Below are 19,808 nucleotides of genomic sequence, written 5' to 3' on the forward strand. Positions count from 1 at the left end.
CTCCTAAGTGCATTGCTTTTTTGAAGGTAAAGATAAAAATTAAGAAGAATATTCCGAAGTAGTGCGTTTAACCTAGATTATGTCTACACACACGATCCAACGAAAGTTAACCGCTGTGGGTACTTGTGGCAGTCTTATCATTCTTGAGTCGTTGACTGATGGTACACCGATAAATTTACACTTTGCTACAGGCAGTACTTATGATGCCAGTTATTTGTCTATCAACGAAATAAATGCTACTGGCGATCAGGCTGTTTTTTTAGTGGCCACTGAAGGCTCGCTGGATGTGGATAATACTTACCCTTCTACTGGCTGGAACTTTACCAGTAACCAACCCGCCCGTACCCTGTATTGGGTAGGCGACGGGGGTAATTGGGGGGATGAGAGCCACTGGGTAACCCGCGATGCCAATGGTGCTATTAAAACCACCAATGAGTGTACGCCTACTCCAAAAGATATTGTGATATTTGATGCGAACTCGTTTACAACTATGGGGCAAAAAGTGACTATGGACTTGGTGGTGGCTACTTGTCATTCCATTATTTGGAAAGATGACGTAAAGTTTCAACCTGAATGGGCAGGCGATAAGCATAATCATATATTGAGAGTGTATAGTTCTTTGACTACTACCGATGCCAGCAAAATGAGTGTTTCTTATCAAGGGCATGTATACATGCTAGGCAGTGGCAACATAGACACCAAAGGCAATGAGCTAACGATGGGCAAGTGGTTTTTTGAGAACGAACAAGCTAGCTGGAATCTAAGCAGCGACTGGCATGCAAGGCAGGTATACTTTAACCGGGGTAACCTGAAATCTAATAATTATGCCATGAACCTGAGTATTTTTATTGCTATCAGCGAAAAAAACGCCTCGCTTGATTTGGGAACATCTAGCGTAAAAATTAGAGGGAATCACAATATTTATAGTTGGAGGGTGAGCAATGCCCAGAATAAGTTTACCTTAAGCGCAGTACAGTCTACAATAGCGCTTGTCGAAGATGCTATAGAGATGCAGGCAGGTACTGGCTTGGTGTACAACAACCTTACCTTTAGTAATAATAAAAGCAATGGTGTTAAGCTATCGGCTAATCAGTCAAGTTTTAATGATGTATTGTTTAAAAGCAGCACTATAACTGTGGCTGGCAATAACAATATGTTTAGGGCATTGACCCTGATGAAAGGTGGAACGATTGAAGGCGACAATACATTTGACTATTTGACCTTGGTACAAGGAGAAAGTTACTTTATGGGAGGTGGCAAGACTCATGCTGTGAACAAACGCTTGATGGTAAGAGGAAACAATTGTTCGCCAATCCAATGGGAATCTACCAGTGCCTCACAAGCTGCATCAATCGTCATGGGTACCAATGCCATTGCCATTGTAAGGTATGTAAACATGCAAGGCTTACACATTACCGAAAAGACCCCAAAGTTTGAGGCAATACAATGCGCCGATAATGGGATAAATGCGGGTTGGAACTTTGTTCCTTTGAATCAGGCGGTAGGCCACGGGTTTGCCGATTCACAAACGATTAACCCTGGTGAAGAGGTGTGTTTATCGGTAGAAAATTTTGCCGTCATGGAAGGCGATGATTTTGTGTGGTTAAAAGATGGGGTAGAAATCAATAATACTTCTCGTACCCTTTGTATCAGTGAAGCGGGCACCTACACTTTAAAAATAACTTATGACAATGGTTGCGAAACACAAGACGAAATTGTTATAAGCTACCCAGTAAGCCAATGCCCTTACCAAATCGGCAACGCTACTTTTAGTTGTGTAGGCGATACAGTATGTGTATGGCTGAAGGCCAAAACAGATGTGACTGCGGGTATTATTGGTATGGACTATTGCTTGCAATACGATGCCAGCGTGGTAGAGCCTATCACTGATTTGAACTTGCCCAAAGATCGTCGTTATGAATTTGGCGAGGTAGTGACTACCAACGGACAAGGTTTTGAAGATGTATATATCAACTATGAAGCCGGTCAAAATAGGGTGTACAGCAGTATTTTTTATAGAGATGCCCAAAACGCAACCAACCCCCGTTATTTTACTGGTTCAGGTAATGTTATCTGTATCAAGTTTAGACTAAAAACAGCGGTAACTGGTCAATTCCCAATCACGGCTTGTCAGGTGTCAGAGTCTTACGCCTTGGGCGAAGAAGACAAGTGTGCCGACCCTGGAATGGTAGAAGTAACCCCTGATGTAAACAAACTAAAAGCCCGCATTATTTACTGGAACCAAGAAGGAGGCGTTCGTCCACTGGCTTACGACAACAGCGGCAACCACCTGATTACCAACATTCACGGCAATGTAGCCACTTGCGATACTTTATCGGCTACTGTGGTAAACACAGATACTCAAGGATATTTTGTCTACGATAAAACTCAGGGAAGCCACGTGACGATCAAGCGAGATATTCCGGGAGATTATAATGGTCAGACTGGTACCGCCCCTGATATGATGAATGTGGTGAATGGAATGGATTGTTATTATGCGGGATTGATTACTACCTTTGATCAAAACAACACTAACAACGGAAACAGCAATTGGACACCAAATGCTTTTCAGATGTTGGCAGCCGATGTAAACATGAACGACAAGGTAAGAGCCAACGACATTACTTTGATTCAGAACCGCATTGTGTTGAAAATGCAGGAATACCCTCAGGTATGGAACTATGCTTATACTGCGGGTAATACTGGACAGCAACCCACCCAAGCTGGGGTGTATTCTTTAGACTGGCGTTTTGTAGATGAAACAACGGTAAACACGGCAGTAGATTTTAATGCCACCGCTAACTATCCAGTATTTGTAGGCAATACAGCAAATGATGCTGGCTTTTGGCGCGACAATGCCCCTGATTTGACCACTTGTCGTCCGGTGCAAGAGGGGTCGGTATGTGATACTGGCAATACCAACAACTTGTTTTATGGCATTATGTTAGGCGATGTAGATGGAAGCTGGACTACCGGAGTGAGTAATCATTTGCGTACCACCAAAAGCGAAGGAACGCTTGCCATTGACTTGTTCAATGCCGAACAGATGGGTGATGGGGTGTATCGTGTTCCGGTATATTATCGTGGAGAAGGTAAACTGCACGCAATTGACTTTAGTTTTGAGTATGACAATAGCAAGTTGCAGGTGCAAAAGGCAGATTATGCGACGGCTGGTACCAATGCTGAAATGAAAATGCGTTGGAATGCTTATCAAAACCAAAAGTTTTTGCTTACTTCTTATACTATGAAAGGGGTAAATACTCAGGATAAAGTATACTATATAGAAGTGAAAACTACTGATGGTAACTTAGACGCAAATGCTTTCCAAAATGTAAAAGCTTACTTGAACGGCAAAGCCAGTAAAAGTAGGGTGATAGCTACGGCAGCACAACAAAATGCGTTTGCGATGGCAAACAACACGACTGTAGTGACTATGTACCCCAACCCGGCAAGCAATGTGGTTACTTTAAGTTATAGTCACATCAGTCAAGGCACGCCTCAGGTAGTGTTGAGCGACTTGAACGGACAAAAGGTAAACATACAACCTACGATAGACCAAAGTGGTAAAATTCAGTTTGGAGTGTCACACGTAGTAAGAGGTTTGTACCTGGTAACACTTTATGATGAGGCAGGTGGGGTGATTTCACGCCAAAAGCTGATGATTAAGCGATAATTAATTGAAGTCACGAGGTACAAGCGACAAGCTTCAAGTGTCAGTTATATTCGTACCTGAAATATATAAATAACTGTAGGTTAAGCTTTTACAGTTTATATACTGCGACTTGGGGTAACTATCTGGTTATTTTAATTGTAGAGTCAACAAAAAAGTCGGGCACTGTCAGTGTCCGGCTTTTTGCTTTTTAACAAGTCTTTCGAGTACAAAGTTAACAAGTGCTGTTTTTCTGTCTAATCTTAAAAAATTATTTATTAGATGCCAGATTCGTTGCCTAGGTCACCCATGATCTTTATTTGTTCTTCCAGGTCTTTAATGCGTTTTTCATAGTTTACAATACGCTTTTGCATGTCGTTTTCGTGTCTTCTTAACTTTTCTTCCGACTCTAACGACTCCAGCAATAATTGCCTTACTTTTCTTTCTGAGCTTCGGGCTTCGCTCACATCGCGCGAAAATATAGACACTCCTGTTACTTCTTGCCCTTCATCATAAATAGGGTTAAACCAGTATTCTAAGTAACGGGGTTTAAAGCCAAAAATAGTTTCATCTCGTAACTCCATAAAACTTTCGCCACCCAATGCCCTCTCATAGTACGCTTTCCACTCTTCTTCATGACCTTTTTCTAAAAAATCTAGCATACGGGCTCCGGCTTCCAGTCTTAGCGGATGGTCTTTGAACTTTTCTTTGTATTTATCATTCACTACCAGTATTTCATAGTCTTGATTAAAAGCTACAATGGCATCTTCGGTGTTGTTAATCAGCGATTTAAGGTTACGTTCGGTTTCTTTCAACGACATTTGTGCCCGTTGTTGTTGTGATATGTCTTCTATAAAGAGCGAGGCTCCTATCACCTTTCCTTTGTTGTCTTTGATGGGATTGTAGTTGAGCAAATAGAAAAACTCTTGGTTGTTCTTGATAGACTGATGCATCACTACAAATTTTTCACCTGATAGCACCCGTTTGTATTCGTTCTGGTGCTTTTCAATTTCTTCTTTAGCCATGGCATCCAGCATATTGTTGCCAATATCGAGATTTACCCCGGTTTCTATGTAACGCTTTCGCATAGACTTGTTAATAGCGGTTACCCGGTAACTGAGGTCAAAGGCAATCATGGCGTGAGGGGTACTATTGATGAGGGCATCGAGGTTAGCTTCTTTAGTAGCAAGTTCTTTTTGCGCTTGACGCATCACATTTTGAGTGTCTTGCAGTTGTCGCACATTTTTACGCATAATCTCCTCTTGACGCTCCATCGTCTCCGTTTTTTCTTGCGATTCGGTCAGTAGCAAACGAGTTTGTTCATTGGCACGGGTGGCAGCAATAGAAGACGCTACATCCTTGGCGATTTTTTCTATAAACTCTACTTTATAAGGCGCAATATCATGAAAAGCACCTAACTCTATAACTCCCAGCACCATTCCGTTTACATGCAACGGCACAATTACGATACAGGTAGGGGTGGCTTCACCCATTCCAGAGGTGATAATGGCATAGTCTTTAGGAATATCTTTCAAATAAATCGTGTTTTTTTCTACCCAAGCCTGTCCTATGAGTCCTTGGCCTTTCAGTACCTTTTTTTCAAGGTATTTTTGGCTATTGTAAGCATACGAGGCAGTAAGCTGCAAATACTCTTCTTTGTTTTCCTGGTCTTGCTCCACCGTAAAAAAACCACCTTGATTAATTTCAAGGTACTTGACCAGGTTCGATATGAGGTCATTTCCCATGTTCGATAAGTTGTCAACATTGGAGCGTAATATGTCACTGAACTTGGCAATTCCGGCATTACTCCAGTAGCGTTCTTTGTTTTCGTCAGATACTTGTTTGAGTCCATCCCGCATTTGTGCCAGGGCTGCACCTAAATCTCCAGAGTCTTTAAACAGCGCTTCGTTATTGTCAAACTTGTTATCATTTACTCTTAATGCAAATTTTCTGAGGTTTACCAAGTCTTTGATCAAGGCATTGAGGTGGTGTGCCAGCCTCATAAACTCATGGCTTTTGGTAAAGGGGCGTTTGGGAATTTCGCCATTCAAGAGCTTTTTTATGTAAAGCACGATCACCTCTAGGTCGTTGTTGAGGTATTTCATGAGCAACTGGATGGCAAAAAATATAATGATACAGAGAATAGCCACCATTAAGAACTCCATGATCAATAACATTTGCAGATTGTCATTGAGCAGGTGGTTGGTTTCTTGGATCACAATATTATTTTTAAAAATAAACTCTTTGACCAGGCGGTAGAGCTCTGCTTCCAGTGGCACGAGTTTTACCTCTAGCAAATTGGCAAGCTCTTCGTTATGCAGCAGAAGAATGCTGTCTTGAGTTGTGGGAGCAGTGAGGTGTTGGTATCGCCAAATTTTTTGATTGATTTTCTCAGAGTTACGTACAACAAAGCGACATTTGTCAATCTCAGCGTTGACTTTTTTTAAGTTACCTTGAATATTCTGAAAAATATCTTTGAGTTCTGTTCGGTTGTATTGGGCAAACACAGCATTGAGTTTTTCTAAATGCTTGACTTGCGCTCTTTTTAGTTTGTTAATTGTCCGGAGATCTCGGTACAGATTTTTGGTAAACTCTTCCTGGGAATCATAATAAACATTTACTCGTTTTTGAATGGCTCTGATGGTTTGGCTAATGTCTATTTGTAAAGCCTGAATTGATTGATTGGTAGGCTGATAAATTTTCATTACCAAAGAGTTTTGTCGGATGGTGCTGCTGGTGGCAAGGTAGGCTACTAATATAATCAGCAGTACAAACAAGCCAATCAGTGCAAAACTCGCGATCAACCGGGTTTTGATTGCACCAAAATTTAGATTAATTTCTTTACCAAAGAGTTTTACCATTTTTTTTGGGTGAATATTTTCAGCAGGAATGCTCAATAATTACTTCAAACTGCTTCGTATAAATAATATTTTAGACAGAGCGATTTAATCAAAAACAAGATAGTGATTAATTGGAATGAAGCCTTTTAAATTATTATATTTTACAATTTTGATGCCTTAAGAAAGACGTGGTACAGTACCAATATACGAAGAAGCAGTAGTTTGGTGGCTACTTATCTATTTCAAAAGTAGGCATTGCTTGTTCCTTAAAGAGTCGTTACATCGTCAACAATCTTCCAGTCAACCTGATGGTTATGCCAATAAAAGGTGCTATTCTTGAAAGCAGCATAGGGGTTGTCGTATCATTCAAAGGTTGCCAAGTTTTATCAGGAAAAATCATTTTTTGAGCAATTTCCTACCTGCCAGATTTTTAAAACCTGGCAGGCAGGGTCAGCATTTAGGGTGCAACCCCGATAGTCTACTTTTTGTAGCAGACACCTAAAGGTTCGCTTTGATTTCGCTTAAAATCTCCTCGCCACCATCTTGCAAAATACGTTCAGCCAATTGTTTTCCAATGTTTACGCCGTCATTCAGGGCTCCTTTAGCTTGTTGTTTTACCAGGTCTTGTCCGTTGAGGCTTATAATGCCTCCGTTGAGATCTATTTGGTTTTTTTTGATGCGGGCAAGCCCAAACACAGGAATACTACAGCCACCTTCGAGGGTTTTCAGAAACGATCTTTCGGCACGCAGACATTGCTCAGTTTTTTTGTCGTTTACACATTGCCTGATCATTGCCACTTTATCGCTGTTGAGGTCTTTGGCGGCTTCTATAGCTACGCAGCCTTGCCCCACGGCAGGTATAAACTTTTGAGGAGAGAGGTCTTCTACGATGTATTTTGAAAAACCCATACGGTGAACTCCGGCATACGCCAAAATCAACGCATCATAATTGCCCTTTTCCAGTTTTTTCATCCGGGTTTGCAGGTTGCCCCTTACGTCGGCAGTGCGAATTTTTGGGTAATAATGTTTGAGTTGGGCTACTCGTCGGGTAGAAGAAGTACCTATGATGTAGGAACTGTTGAAGGTATCGAGGCGGGCATCGGTATTAAAGCTGATTAAAACATCGTGCACCTCCTCCCGTTCAGAAAAAGCAATCAGTTCCAAGTCGTCAGGCAAGGTCGATTGAACATCTTTGGCACTGTGCACGGCAATATCTACCTCTTTTTGGCGCAAATGCTCTTCCAGCTCTTCGGTAAAAACCCCCTTGCTGCCTATTTTAGAGAGCGCCTTGTTCAGAATCTTATCTCCCTTTGTTTCAACCATTACCAACTCTGTGGTAGCTCCCCCTTTTTGTAATAAATCGGCTACGTAATTTGCCTGCCAAAGAGCCAGTTTGCTGCCCCTGGTTCCAATTCTGATGTGCATGGAAACAATCCTTTCTTTTTGTTGAGATTATATGAAACACAAAAGGATGATAGTGTAGGTGGTTGACAGTATAATATTTTATCAGGTGTTTTAAAACCTGTAAATCAAGGAAAAATCAGGTTTTTCTATTCATACCTGACAGGTTTCAAAAACCTGTCAGGTATGAAACACTTTATTTTATTAAAAAACTACCAACTCCACTAATATTGCTTTTGCGATAATTAACTAGCAAATATGTGAATAATTTTACTCAAAATCAATTATTTACGAGCAGGGTTGATGATTTGAATGATATGGAGCGAGGTATCCATAAATACAATTTTTGGGCTGGCGTTGCGCTCCAGGTGAAAGATGGCATCGTTGAACTGTTCGTACAGTAAACTGCTATTGTGTATTTGTAGTACCTTTGAGAAGTTTTGCACAAACTGGTATTCTTTGCCTCCCAAGCGCACTAGCCGCTCGTCACCCTGTTTCCATACCAATGCTTCGCGGCAGATGTGGAGCCCGTATTGAAACAAGCTTTTTTGTTGGTCTTTGCTCAACTTGGCAAAAGTATCGGTGAGACTTACCAATGCCTCCATATCTTTTTTAAAACAAGTACGCATCCACTCTACAAAAAGCTCATGTTGGGTGTGGTGAGTATTGTCGAGCAAGTGAATGGCAGCATTGATGCTCCCATCTGCCATATAAGCTACTTGTTGGGCTTTGTCGGGGGGGAGTTGTTGGTGAGCCACCAGGTAATTGGCTACTTCTTCGTCGGTAACCGGGGCAGTTTGTACGGCTTGCACCCGCGATATAATAGTGGCAAGTAGTTGGTTAGGGTTTTGGCTTACCAACAAAAACAACGTCTTGGGCGAAGGCTCTTCTAGTATTTTCAATATAGCATTGGCAGCACTGATGTTCATAAACTCGGGCAACCAAAGCAGTAAAATTTTATATTCGCTTTCAAATGGTTTCAGCGAAAGCTGTTGAATAATATGACGGCTCTCGTCTACCGAAATATTGGCTTGCTTGCTTTCAGCATCAATAAAGCTCAACCAATCGCTGAGGCTTACATAGGGGTGCTTGGTCAAAAACTGCCGCCATTCTTCCATAAAATCTTTGCTGACAGGTTTGGAACTTATTTTTTTGGTCGTAGCCACCGGAAACACAAACGAAAGGTCGGGATGAATAAGTTTTTGGCTTTTGATACAGGCAGCACAAGTACCACAAGCGTCAGTGGCTTGTTTGTTTTCGCAATGTATGTACTGGGCATAAGCCAAAGCCAACGGCAGGGCAGCTCCTCCTTCAGCCCCCCAAAACATTTGGGCGTGCGCCACGTGGTTGGTCTGAATGGCGTGAATGAGTTGTTGCTTGATTTCAGTTTGTCCTATAATATCTTTAAAGAGCATATATTTGCTTGATTTTATTGTTTGGTGACGCTTTTGGGGCTGAAAGTTAAGGATATTTCATGACAAGTAGTAGCAAGCGATATACATATAGTGCAAAGAAAAAGACAACCCCGAATGAGGTTGTCTTCTATATATGTTTACAGGTTTTAAGAACCTAACTTATGCTTTTCTCATGGTTTTTATTTTGCCCAGGTAGGTCGCAAGGTCTTTCTTGATTTCGGGTGCCAGCAAGTAAAGCCCCAGGACATTGGGAAAGCTCATCGCAAAGATCATGGCATCGCCAAAGCCAAATACACTTTTTGCGCTTACTGCCGACCCTATTACAATAAAAGTACAAAACAATACTTTGTAACTAATGCTGGCTGTTTGTCCTTCGCCAAATAGGTAAGCCCAGGCTTTGGTACCATAGTAAGACCACGAGAGCATGGTAGACAAAGCAAATAAGATAACTGCTATAGACAATATCGTAGGGAAGAAAGGCATGACTGAGCCAAAGGCTTCTGAAGTAAGCGCAATGGCTTTGGTGTTATCGTCGGTTGGCACCGAATAAGACTGAGTAATGATGATCACAAGGGCTGTCATAGTACAAATGACTACAGTATCAATAAAAGGCTCTAGCAATGCTACAATTCCTTCGCTGATGGGTTCGTCGGTTTTGGCGGCTGAGTGGGCAATAGACGCCGAACCAATACCGGCTTCGTTGGAGAATGCGGCACGTTTGAAGCCCATAATCAACACCCCAATAAAACCACCATAGGCAGCTTTTGCCGAAAACGCTCCATTGATAATGGTACCAAACGCTTTAGGTATTTCTGAGAAGTGGCTCAAGATGACAAACAAGGCGGCAGCCACATAAATACCTACCATAAAAGGCACTACCTTGTCGGTTACATTGGCAATACTCTTGATTCCTCCGATAATGATCACTGCTACTACAATGGCCATAGCAACTCCAAAGATCCATTCCTTGCCAAACAAAAAGCTTTGTTCGCCTCCAGTGGCAATGACAAATTGTTGGGTGGCTTGATTGATTTGAACCATATTGCCTCCACCAAAGGAACCTCCTACGCAGAATACCGCAAAAATGATGGCGAGCACTTTACCTAATTGTTTTTTGTTTTGCAATGCCAATCCTTTGCTCAGGTAGTACATTGGCCCACCTGATACTGAACCATCCGCGTGCTTGTCGCGGTATTTTACCCCCAGGGTACATTCTACAAACTTGGATGACATCCCCAGGAATCCGGCAAGAATCATCCAAAAAGTAGCGCCAGGGCCTCCCAGCGAAATGGCTACAGCTACTCCGGCAATGTTACCTACCCCCACAGTACCCGAAAGAGCCGCAGTAAGTGCTTGAAAGTGAGATACTTCTCCTGCATCATTTGGGTCGTCATATTTACCCCTTACTACATCAATGGCGTGTTTGAATCCGGTAAGGTTGATAAACTTCATGTATAAAGTAAAAAATATAGCTCCAGCCAGCAGCCACATCAATACAATTGGGATTTCGGCACCACCAATTTTGATGCTGAAAAAAATAGCATCGCTTATTTCGTTGAGTATGTTATCCATGGTGAAGGGCTTAGGAGTGGGTGCTTTGCCCTGTGCTAAAACTTGAGTAATGCTAAATAAAGTGAGCCCCAGCAGGCTAATGATCTTTTTCATTCTTATGTTTATGGTCTGTCTATGATTATAAGGAGTGCTTGAAAATAAGTTGTTTGGAGCCAGAAACTTTATGTTGGCAGGAGGCATTTTGTATGCCTGGCTACAGCCAGAAAAATCATCCATCTATCAACATAAAGTATCATCTCGAAAACGAAAAGTTATTTTTGCTCATTCCTAAAGAGGGCGCAATTATAAAAAAATGATTGCACTTCAGCATTAAAAAACAGAAGATATCTTTGAAAAAACCAGTATTTATAGGTGAGCTGCTATGTGTTGGGGCAAAATACTATGTATGAAAGCTAAAAAAAGATGTATTCGTTTGGCAGCAGTGTAGCTCTTCTCTTGTTGGTTTTTTTGGGACAAAGTAATATCTATTTAACATAACTTAAAGTTATAAAACTTACGAGCAAAAACTGTTTTTGGCAAAGCCAGGTACACAAGAGGGAAGGGAATCATTAGGTGTATGCTTAAACTTAAACCTCATGACTCAATAGCGGCAAACCCTTCTTTGAAGCCCTTCCAATCTATCTCAAGCCCCATGGGTTGAGCAATAAGCCGGGCAAGGCGCATACTTCGTTGGTAGGTGCTGTCACGCACCAGTGGAGTATCCAGTTTTTCTGAACGACCAGAGTCTACAATTAATAAAATAATGGGTTTGGGGACACTTTCGTGATTGACTACCAGGCTGAGCCTCCCCATGACTGTAGTATACCTGCCTTGGCTAATAATGCCTTGTAATGCCAAGCCTTGTATTTGATGCAAAGGGTAGCGTTGTTCTTTTTTTCTTTTTTTGATGTAAAACTCTTCAGGGCTTATCCTCAGGCAAAATGCTTCGGTGGCATTGCTGTAAAATAACGCCACAAATATAATCCAAAGCAACCCTATACAGCCCAAAAATACATATATTCCTCCATCGTTTTTGCCAGGGTGGTACACCAGCATATACACCAACCCATAAATAATGGCTACCCCAATGACGAGGCTTAGCCAAAAGCCCCACCACATTTTTTTTGTGTAGTTTTTGGGGCGACTTACCTGCAATGTTTCCCCTTGTTGCTCTACCAGGTACTTGACCACTACTTCGGGGGCATCGCCTATGTTGAGTTGATGCTCTTTAGAGGCTTGTTGCAATGCTGTCAGCGATAAATTGGGGACAAAAGCGGTTTTGCCAACGCGTTGAAAAAACCAACTGCCTGATTGGGTGGAGCTTTGGGCAGGAATGTCGATATGGCTAAATCCCCAAGCAACAAAGTAAGGTTTAAGTTGTTCGAACAAGTCGTGGGCATTGGTGGCAAAATGGCTCAGGTAAGCATTGACAAAATAAGCTTTGCGATGGTTGATCCATAGCTGTATTTGTACTACCCCTGCCTGACTAAAATCATAGCGTAGGGTAAAAGCCTTGAGTTTATGAGCATCAATGGTTTGTTTGATGCCCACACTATTGACCATTTGCAGGTAGTTGGGGGTAAAGGTGAGTTGGTTTTTGTGTAACCAAAAAGGTTGGTAAGCCATGGTAATAACGCCGAGGCAAAAGGCAACAAAGCCTGCCAATAACAAAATAATGGCGGTAATCACCAGTAGAGGGTGTCTGTTTTCGAGCACAACCATAGGTACAATGGGCAGCGACATGGCCGCCAGCGACAGGGTACTGTTGAGCATCAGTCGTTGAAAAGCCCGGCTTTTGCCTTTAAACGTAACTTGTTGGTTGGCAACCCCTGAGTGATACTTGAGCAGGTTTCCCTGAAACAACCATTGGATGTATTGCTTGAGTTTTTTAAGCATGTCAGTGTATTTTTTGGTAATCGTACCATTTCCAGGGGATTTGGGTAAGTGCTTGTAGTTTTTCGCATACCTCTTTGCCTCTTTGGTAAGCACTCTCCCGGTTTTTGGGGTTATCATTCATTCCTAAGCCACTGGGCAAAAATGTAAATAAAGTAAGGTATTGTTTGCCCGCTACCTGGGCTTGGGGGCTGGCAAGTATCAAATAGAGCTTGGCGTGAACAAATTTACCCTGGTTGGTTTGATAAATTTCACCCCTGAGTTGCCATTGGGTGACCTCGGCAAACGAAAAGTGATAACGTTTTTTTCTGCCAAATCTGAAGTTTACTGTTTTTTTGGCAAGGTCAAGGGTCAATATTTCTTTGTTGAAAATGTAGCCCTTGAGCAGAAAAAACATGCCAACGTCAATAATCAGAAACAGCGCGACTCCTCCAAGATAAGCCGGACGGTTTTCGGCAAAAGCCCGGTAAGCAATCATGGAGGTAAAGAATATCAGAGCTAGAGACATTACTCCTAATAGACTTACATAAAGCCAGCGGTATTTGTACAAACGTTGGATGCGAACCGTTTGGTTGTCTTGCAAAATGCGTAAGTCACGCGAAAGAGAAAAAGTGCCAATAGTTGGGGCGTTCATCATGCTGAGTGAGTGTTGACAAAACTCTAAAATAGCTATTTTTTGGTGAAAGTACTTGCCCGTAAGCAAATAGTTTTTGTGTACTGCTTTGCCTTTCAGAAAAAGTAGGTGAGGTGCTCCCTCATTGAATAAAAAAAATTGCACAATGCTACTAAATCTAAAAAAAGATGTGCATCTTGTACGCATCAAAGCGGATGCCTTCCCTCAACAAAAACCTTTGCCGGAGGGTAATTTATTTGGGATAGTCCCAAATACACCTTTAACAAGCTGACTATAAGTAGGTTATCTATTCGGAAAACTTGCTGAAACGGGCTTAAAAAGCTCTTTGACTTATTGATTTTTTTGATTTTAGGCTATAGTAAATTTGCTATAACACATTGTAAATCAGCGAGAAATACCAAAAGACGCTTTAAGAGCTACTTCCACTAAAACAAGGATTGAAACCTTTTTCTTGAACATCTGCTTCTGACTCATCCTTTTCTTTAAGAGCTACTTCCATTAAAACAAGGATTGAAACAAAAACAAAAATAAAATGGCAGTACAAGCACTTGTACTTTAAGAGCTACTTCCATTAAAACAAGGATTGAAACTATATAATGTCTCAACACCAGATGCCGAAACATACACTTTAAGAGCTACTTCCATTAAAACAAGGATTGAAACCCCTCATATCGCAAGGTGCAAAAACCTTGATGGATTGTCTTTAAGAGCTACTTCCATTAAAACAAGGATTGAAACTACAATCACTTGAAGCAAGCTATGTCTCAGGAATGCTTTAAGAGCTACTTCCATTAAAACAAGGATTGAAACTTCGGTCGGTGGTAAGGTTTTCCAATTTTCTGGCTTTCTTTAAGAGCTACTTCCATTAAAACAAGGATTGAAACGTGAGGTTGTGTATTTGTTTTGTTTTACAAGGCAACACTTTAAGAGCTACTTCCATTAAAACAAGGATTGAAACAAGGACAACATATTTAAAACTGTGCCTGATGTATTATCTTTAAGAGCTACTTCCATTAAAACAAGGATTGAAACTTTATTGCCTGCTTTATATCAGCATTACCCGTATTAATCTTTAAGAGCTACTTCCATTAAAACAAGGATTGAAACTCTTACTACATAAAGTTAAGCTTTAAAGCCGTTTAAACTTTAAGAGCTACTTCCATTAAAACAAGGATTGAAACCCGGGGGTTCTCCGGCTCTTTGGCTCCAACCATCGGCAACTTTAAGAGCTACTTCCATTAAAACAAGGATTGAAACCCTTCGCAGCGATCGCGGGGCTGTGGGTTAGCTCGGTCTTTAAGAGCTACTTCCATTAAAACAAGGATTGAAACCTAGTTTCAGTAATTTCGCATTTTTTTCTGAAGCGTCTTTAAGAGCTACTTCCATTAAAACAAGGATTGAAACTATGCGTAGCCTACCGGAAAAAGCAACCAAACTAGCTTTAAGAGCTACTTCCATTAAAACAAGGATTGAAACTCACTTCCTTGTATATCATCAACCCCTTCTTGTCAAATCTTTAAGAGCTACTTCCATTAAAACAAGGATTGAAACATAACCACATTGAGAAAGTGGTTGGCAGTGTTGAAAGTCTTTAAGAGCTACTTCCATTAAAACAAGGATTGAAACTAATTGGTCTTGTTTCGGTGCTTGCTACTTTGTTTACTTTAAGAGCTACTTCCATTAAAACAAGGATTGAAACCAGTAAGAACATTACTCGTATAGTTGTCAACCTGTACTTTAAGAGCTACTTCCACTAAAACAAGGATTGAAACGATTCTACCGGAATCCTGGACAACTTCAAGCGTTTTCTTTAAGAGCTACTTCCACTAAAACAAGGATTGAAACTTTTTCCCGCCTGTAGTTCCTAGCCCCGAATTGATTCTTTAAGAGCTACTTCCACTAAAACAAGGATTGAAACTCAAATTGGTTATAATTCGGCTAAAGTTGGGTTGTTACTTTAAGAGCTACTTCCACTAAAACAAGGATTGAAACAATATCGCTTGAATCGGAAGTACCACCACCGCCGCCACCTTTAAGAGCTACTTCCACTAAAACAAGGATTGAAACGAAGCTGAGCACGGCAAAAACTCGATCGAGTACCAACTTTAAGAGCTACTTCCACTAAAACAAGGATTGAAACGAGATAGTTGGGTTGCAACCCATCAAGCAAAGCTACCTTTAAGAGCTACTTCCACTAAAACAAGGATTGAAACATGGCTGCCTGTTTGAGATCCGCTACCAAGGGGCGACTTTAAGAGCTACTTCCACTAAAACAAGGATTAAAACATAGTACTATTCATTTTTTGGATACTCTACCCAGCTTTTTTTTAAAAATACCGTCCCCGCCTCGGTTGTGTGTCTTCACCAACCGATCGAAACCCTAAAATAAGTTGTTTTTTAGGTTTGATTTGTGGAGACACAAATCAGGGCGAAAAATAGTAGGGTAGAGTAGGAATGGACAGCCCGCTTTAAGAGCTATTTCCACTAAAACAAGGATTGAAACAAATGCAAATGGGAACCGAAGCTATAGCCTGTATTGCCTTTAAGAGCTACTTCCACTAAAACAAGGATTGAAACACTTCCCAAGGCAAAACATTATTCTGAATCACGCAACAACTTTAAGAGCTATTTCCACTAAAACAAGGATTGAAACACAATTAAGGCTTGCTCATAATAAAAGGCGGATTGGCTTTAAGAGCTACTTCCACTAAAACAAGGATTGAAACCCCAAGCCATTTCGTCAATAATTAGCCCGTCTAAGCTTACTTTAAGAGCTACTTCCACTAAAACAAGGATTGAAACTCCTGAATGGTTAGTAGTAGCTTTTGACAGAATGGCTTTAAGAGCTACTTCCATTAAAACAAGGATTGAAACACTGGGTATGATATAGTACCATCAGCTGCAACCGTCCTTTTCGCCGTCGCTTGTGTCTTCACAAGAGACCAGACTGTCTTTGGGCGCTTTTTTTTAGAGGCTCAATCAGCGAGTGGAGACACTCGCTGAGGCGGTGGCGGTATTTTTAGGGTGAATTTTCTACACTTGTTTGCTTAACCTGACGGCTATGGTGTCTTCACCAATTGATAAATTCCGCTATACGGAGCCGATCGAAATCCTAAAATAAGTTGTTTTTTAGGTACCGATATGTATCGGCATCTAAGGATTTGTGGGTGGTTTGATTTAGCTGCGCAGAGCACCGATATTCATCGGCATCTAAGGACTCGTAAACTCGGTTGTGGAGACACAAATCAGGGCGAAAAAAAGTAGGGTAGAGTAGGAATGGACAACCACTTTAAGAGCTACTTCCACTAAAACAAGGGTTTAAACTCGTAATTTAGTCTGGAGTCCTTAGACCATAGTTTTTAGCCTCGCTTGGTGAATATTCGTGATTTAGTCCGTAGACCATAGTTTGTAGCCTCACTTGGCGAACATTCGTAATTGACTATACAGTGTTGTTAAGATGAGGTGAGTTGGCCAATATGCACATTGACCAACTTATATTGGGGGATAATCAAGTAACCTTTCTCAAAAAACTGGGGTATTATTCATCATTATTTGCTGGATTTTTTGCCACCAAACAAACGTTGGATACCTTTGCCCATTTTTTTCATTTTTGCCCAGAAAAAATCAAATTGACCAAAAATAAAAGCATATATCAATAGTAAAGCTTGGTAGGCGGGAAAAATAAATAATAAGTAGGTCACCGTTTTTATCCAACCTGGAGTGGTGGCATCAAAACCAATGATTTGGAAAAAAAAGCCTTTGACATATACTACAGTAGATCCAGTAAGCCCAAATACTACAAAAATCAAAAACACTTGAAAATCACTGCTTACGCCCCATCTTTCTTTTAACTTAAGGTACCAATGTTTTTTTTCAGTAGAGTCATTGTTTGCGTTTGTTTCCTTAGCCTCTGCTACGTTGTGCTCCATTATGCTTACTCTTTTTTATTTTATATTAATCAGTCCCCAAAATTACTCGATAAATATGAATATACTTTATGATTGGGCAAAAACTCTGGGGAAGTATTGTGCAACCTTTCTTTTTTTTAGCTTAAGTATAACAATTCGGTGTTTTGTGGGGAGGTTCTTGGGGTGATGCTGACCAATTGATAAAAATATGTCACGAGTATAGCTATTCATTGCCTTTTGATGATATATTTGCGTCCAACCCAAATAGGAGGTCTATTGGGTTGTAACTCAATTAATTAAGCGACAATAGCATTTTTTTACTATGAACTTTAAAGACAATTTTTCAAAACAAGCCAGCATTTATGCCAAGTATCGCCCCAGTTACCCTGAAGGCTTATACGATTTTTTATTACAGCAAGTACCCAATAAAACTAAAGCCTGGGATTGTGCCACAGGTAACGGACAAGTGGCAAAAGCATTGGCAAGTCATTTCGACCAGGTAATAGCCACCGATGCCAGCAAAGCACAAATAGACCACGCGATACAAATGCCCAACATTCATTATCAGGTAGCCACTGCCGAAGATTCAGGGCTTGCCAACGACTCGGTTGATTTTATTGCAGTAGGGCAGGCAGCGCATTGGTTTAGAATGGAACGTTTTTATGAAGAAGTACAACGGGTGGCACGTCCTGGAGCTATGTTGGCGCTTTGGGGCTATGGTTTGGGGTATTTCGAGGCACAAGTAGGCAACGCTTCAGCGCTGAACTCCCTTATTCGTCATTTTTATACGGCAGTAGTAGGCAAATACTGGGATGTCGAACGCAAACACGTTGACAATGCCTACGAAAGCATTGTGTTTCCTTATGAGCCTATAGCTACTCCTGCTTTTAAAATGCAGCTGGATTGGAACCTGGAGGATTTATTGGGCTACCTAAAAACCTGGTCGAGTGTGCAAAAGTATATCGTACAAAATGGCATCAACCCAGTAGAAAAACTGCGCCCTGAGCTTACCGAGGCTTGGGGCGAAGAAGGCCGCCAACGTACCATTACCTGGGACATTTGCCTTAAGTTTGGCGAGGTAAAGGTTTAGATAGAAGCCAATGGTGGGCACCACAAGTGCCAAACAACCAACCACTGGCTTTAAAAAAGGAGTAAGTTTAGTAACACTTTCATAATAACTGCCCGGTTTTTTGGCACTGTTACTTAATCAAAACCTACTCCTTTTATTTTACTTTTGCCATCAGTGATCTCCAGCAGGTAAGAAGCTAAAGAATCTTTGATATGATATTGGCAGGCTTTGTTTGTATTTGGCTATTTTTCATATATCGATGCTTTTGCTACCTCCCATTTACCTTGTGAGTTGACGAGGCTTGCCTGTCCGCCAATGCCCTCAATAGGATATTTAAACTCTACTGTAGCTTTTTTTGTTTGGGTATCTATAGCTAGTTTGGTAATTGTAAGGTAGGCTTTTGTATTTTGCGAAACAAGATCTGTTTTAGCTAAAAAAACTACGGGTTTATCAAATTTTTTGAGCGCCGACTTAGCAAACACATATTGGTTTTTCTCCACCACCAACGGCACCCTTTCGGGCAAATTGCTATGATAGTAGGGCTGTAGTTGAGGCAAGTCAATGATCTGCTGTAGTATTTGTGTGGTATCGTTTATGACATTGTGTGTGTGATGAGAAGTGTCGGCAACTGTTGACATATTTGACTCTTTAGGTTTTTTGCTGGTATTTTGGCATTGAACAAATAAAGAAAGGGTGAGCAGTAGGTGTATGTACTTCATCAAGGTAAATATTTAAAATCATGAGGTTTTTTATACGTGGCAGATTTTTGGTACCTGCCACGTATAAGGAAGGTTAGTTTTGTTTTTTCTTTTTATAGGCTTCCACTACTTTTTTGGCCGAATCATACCCGTTGATATCTTGCCCATAGACTTCTTTCTCGAACAAGTCTCCTTCTTCACCAGGATAATCGACTCCATCCTGGTCGTCGCCATAGTGGATATACTCGTGTAAAATGGTTTCTCCAACCAGGAAAAGATAAATATCCCGGTCGTTTCCTTTGGCATTTTCCAGCTCTTTTACTGTATCTTCATCAATATTCAGCTCTTGCGAGCCTATGCCAGGAGAAAATGATCCAATGGCACCCGCCAAAGGCTTGATTACAAGTGATGGACCTTTGCCCCAGGTAAGCCCTTCTTTAAGATTGGCCTTAGTGAGTTGCCCATACTTTTTCATGGCTTTTACAATTGCAGGAACATTTAATACATCCTTGATGCCATTTTTCAAATAATGAGTCAGCCTGGGGTAGAGTTTGGCATAATTGGCATCAGAGTATTTAAAACGCTGCACTACCGCATTTTTCATTTGTACAGTAGATGATGTATTGCCATTTGTTTGCTCAGGTTTGACAACATTTTGTGTTCCTTGCTTGGCTTTATTGGTCTCAGTAATGGGTTTAAAACCCTGCACTTTCAGTGCAGAACTTTAGTATTGCGAAAAAATCTATTAGC

11 protein-coding genes and 2 CRISPR repeat arrays are annotated in these 19,808 nt (G+C 41.0%); of the genes, 2 read left to right on the plus strand and 9 right to left on the minus strand.

Annotated elements, in window-relative coordinates:
* Positions 1 to 79: 79 nt before the first annotated feature.
* Positions 80 to 3,673, plus strand: coding sequence for a T9SS type A sorting domain-containing protein (locus Q0954_RS26505; RefSeq protein WP_299462298.1), 3,594 nt, complete (start codon positions 80 to 82; stop codon positions 3,671 to 3,673).
* 254 nt (positions 3,674 to 3,927) lie between these two features.
* Here the strand turns inward: Q0954_RS26505 and Q0954_RS26510 are convergent, their stop codons facing one another.
* The 7 genes from Q0954_RS26510 to Q0954_RS26540 all read right to left on the minus strand — a co-directional run bounded on the left by Q0954_RS26510 (position 3,928) and on the right by Q0954_RS26540 (position 17,312).
* Complete coding sequence (locus Q0954_RS26510) at positions 3,928 to 6,510, minus strand: PAS domain-containing protein (protein ID WP_299462301.1); 2,583 nt, start codon at positions 6,508 to 6,510, stop codon at positions 3,928 to 3,930.
* Positions 6,511 to 6,987: 477 nt separating this feature from the next.
* Positions 6,988 to 7,914 carry a hydroxymethylbilane synthase gene (gene hemC, locus Q0954_RS26515; protein ID WP_299462304.1) on the minus strand — a complete coding sequence of 309 codons (927 nt, stop codon included), beginning with the start codon at positions 7,912 to 7,914 and terminating at the stop codon, positions 6,988 to 6,990.
* A 260-nt stretch (positions 7,915 to 8,174) separates the two neighbouring features.
* A complete protein-coding gene (locus Q0954_RS26520) occupies positions 8,175 to 9,305 on the minus strand; it encodes a DNA polymerase III subunit delta' (protein ID WP_299462307.1) in 1,131 nt (376 codons plus the stop codon).
* Positions 9,306 to 9,464: 159 nt separating this feature from the next.
* Positions 9,465 to 10,970, minus strand: coding sequence for a sodium:alanine symporter family protein (locus Q0954_RS26525; protein ID WP_299462310.1), 1,506 nt, complete (start codon positions 10,968 to 10,970; stop codon positions 9,465 to 9,467).
* A gap of 480 nt (positions 10,971 to 11,450) precedes the next feature.
* Positions 11,451 to 12,752: a hypothetical protein gene (locus Q0954_RS26530; protein ID WP_299462313.1), complete on the minus strand. Its 1,302-nt coding sequence runs from the start codon at positions 12,750 to 12,752 to the stop codon at positions 11,451 to 11,453.
* 1 nt (position 12,753) lies between these two features.
* A complete protein-coding gene (locus Q0954_RS26535; protein ID WP_299462316.1) occupies positions 12,754 to 13,527 on the minus strand; it encodes a hypothetical protein in 774 nt (257 codons plus the stop codon).
* A gap of 263 nt (positions 13,528 to 13,790) precedes the next feature.
* Positions 13,791 to 15,669: a CRISPR direct-repeat array (repeat unit 37 nt; unit sequence CTTTAAGAGCTACTTCCATTAAAACAAGGATTGAAAC).
* 180 nt (positions 15,670 to 15,849) lie between these two features.
* Positions 15,850 to 16,257: a CRISPR direct-repeat array (repeat unit 24 nt; unit sequence TTCCACTAAAACAAGGATTGAAAC).
* Between the two features lie 674 nt (positions 16,258 to 16,931).
* Positions 16,932 to 17,312, minus strand: coding sequence for a DUF6787 family protein (locus Q0954_RS26540; RefSeq protein WP_299462319.1), 381 nt, complete (start codon positions 17,310 to 17,312; stop codon positions 16,932 to 16,934).
* Positions 17,313 to 17,613: 301 nt separating this feature from the next.
* Here Q0954_RS26540 and Q0954_RS26545 point away from each other — a divergent pair, with 301 nt between their 5' ends.
* On the plus strand, positions 17,614 to 18,381 hold the full coding sequence (locus Q0954_RS26545; RefSeq protein ID WP_299462322.1) for a class I SAM-dependent methyltransferase: 768 nt from the start codon (positions 17,614 to 17,616) through the stop codon (positions 18,379 to 18,381).
* 221 nt (positions 18,382 to 18,602) lie between these two features.
* On the opposite strand, the gene Q0954_RS26550 is transcribed toward Q0954_RS26545, so the two are convergent.
* Together Q0954_RS26550 and Q0954_RS26555 are read right to left on the minus strand one after the other, a co-directional pair.
* Positions 18,603 to 18,998, minus strand: a complete 396-nt coding sequence (locus Q0954_RS26550) for a hypothetical protein (protein WP_299462325.1) — start codon at positions 18,996 to 18,998, stop codon at positions 18,603 to 18,605.
* Positions 18,999 to 19,152: 154 nt separating this feature from the next.
* On the minus strand, positions 19,153 to 19,767 hold the full coding sequence (locus Q0954_RS26555; RefSeq protein ID WP_299462328.1) for a hypothetical protein: 615 nt from the start codon (positions 19,765 to 19,767) through the stop codon (positions 19,153 to 19,155).
* Positions 19,768 to 19,808 lie beyond the last annotated feature (41 nt).

Source organism: uncultured Microscilla sp., assembly GCF_947493425.1.
Lineage (GTDB): Bacteria > Bacteroidota > Bacteroidia > Cytophagales > Microscillaceae > Microscilla.

Bases quoted from the DNA above. Each gene is read 5' to 3' on its own strand.
- Q0954_RS26545 (WP_299462322.1), top strand. From the start codon at position 17,614: ATGAACTTTAAAGACAATTTTTCAAAACAAGCCAGCATTTATGCCAAG.
- Q0954_RS26530 (WP_299462313.1), bottom strand. From the start codon at position 12,752: ATGCTTAAAAAACTCAAGCAATACATCCAATGGTTGTTTCAGGGAAAC.
- Q0954_RS26520 (WP_299462307.1), bottom strand. From the start codon at position 9,305: ATGCTCTTTAAAGATATTATAGGACAAACTGAAATCAAGCAACAACTC.
- Q0954_RS26540 (WP_299462319.1), bottom strand. From the start codon at position 17,312: ATGGAGCACAACGTAGCAGAGGCTAAGGAAACAAACGCAAACAATGAC.
- Q0954_RS26505 (WP_299462298.1), top strand. From the start codon at position 80: ATGTCTACACACACGATCCAACGAAAGTTAACCGCTGTGGGTACTTGT.
- hemC (WP_299462304.1), bottom strand. From the start codon at position 7,914: ATGCACATCAGAATTGGAACCAGGGGCAGCAAACTGGCTCTTTGGCAG.
- Q0954_RS26525 (WP_299462310.1), bottom strand. From the start codon at position 10,970: ATGAAAAAGATCATTAGCCTGCTGGGGCTCACTTTATTTAGCATTACT.
- Q0954_RS26510 (WP_299462301.1), bottom strand. From the start codon at position 6,510: ATGGTAAAACTCTTTGGTAAAGAAATTAATCTAAATTTTGGTGCAATC.
- Q0954_RS26550 (WP_299462325.1), bottom strand. From the start codon at position 18,998: ATGTCAACAGTTGCCGACACTTCTCATCACACACACAATGTCATAAAC.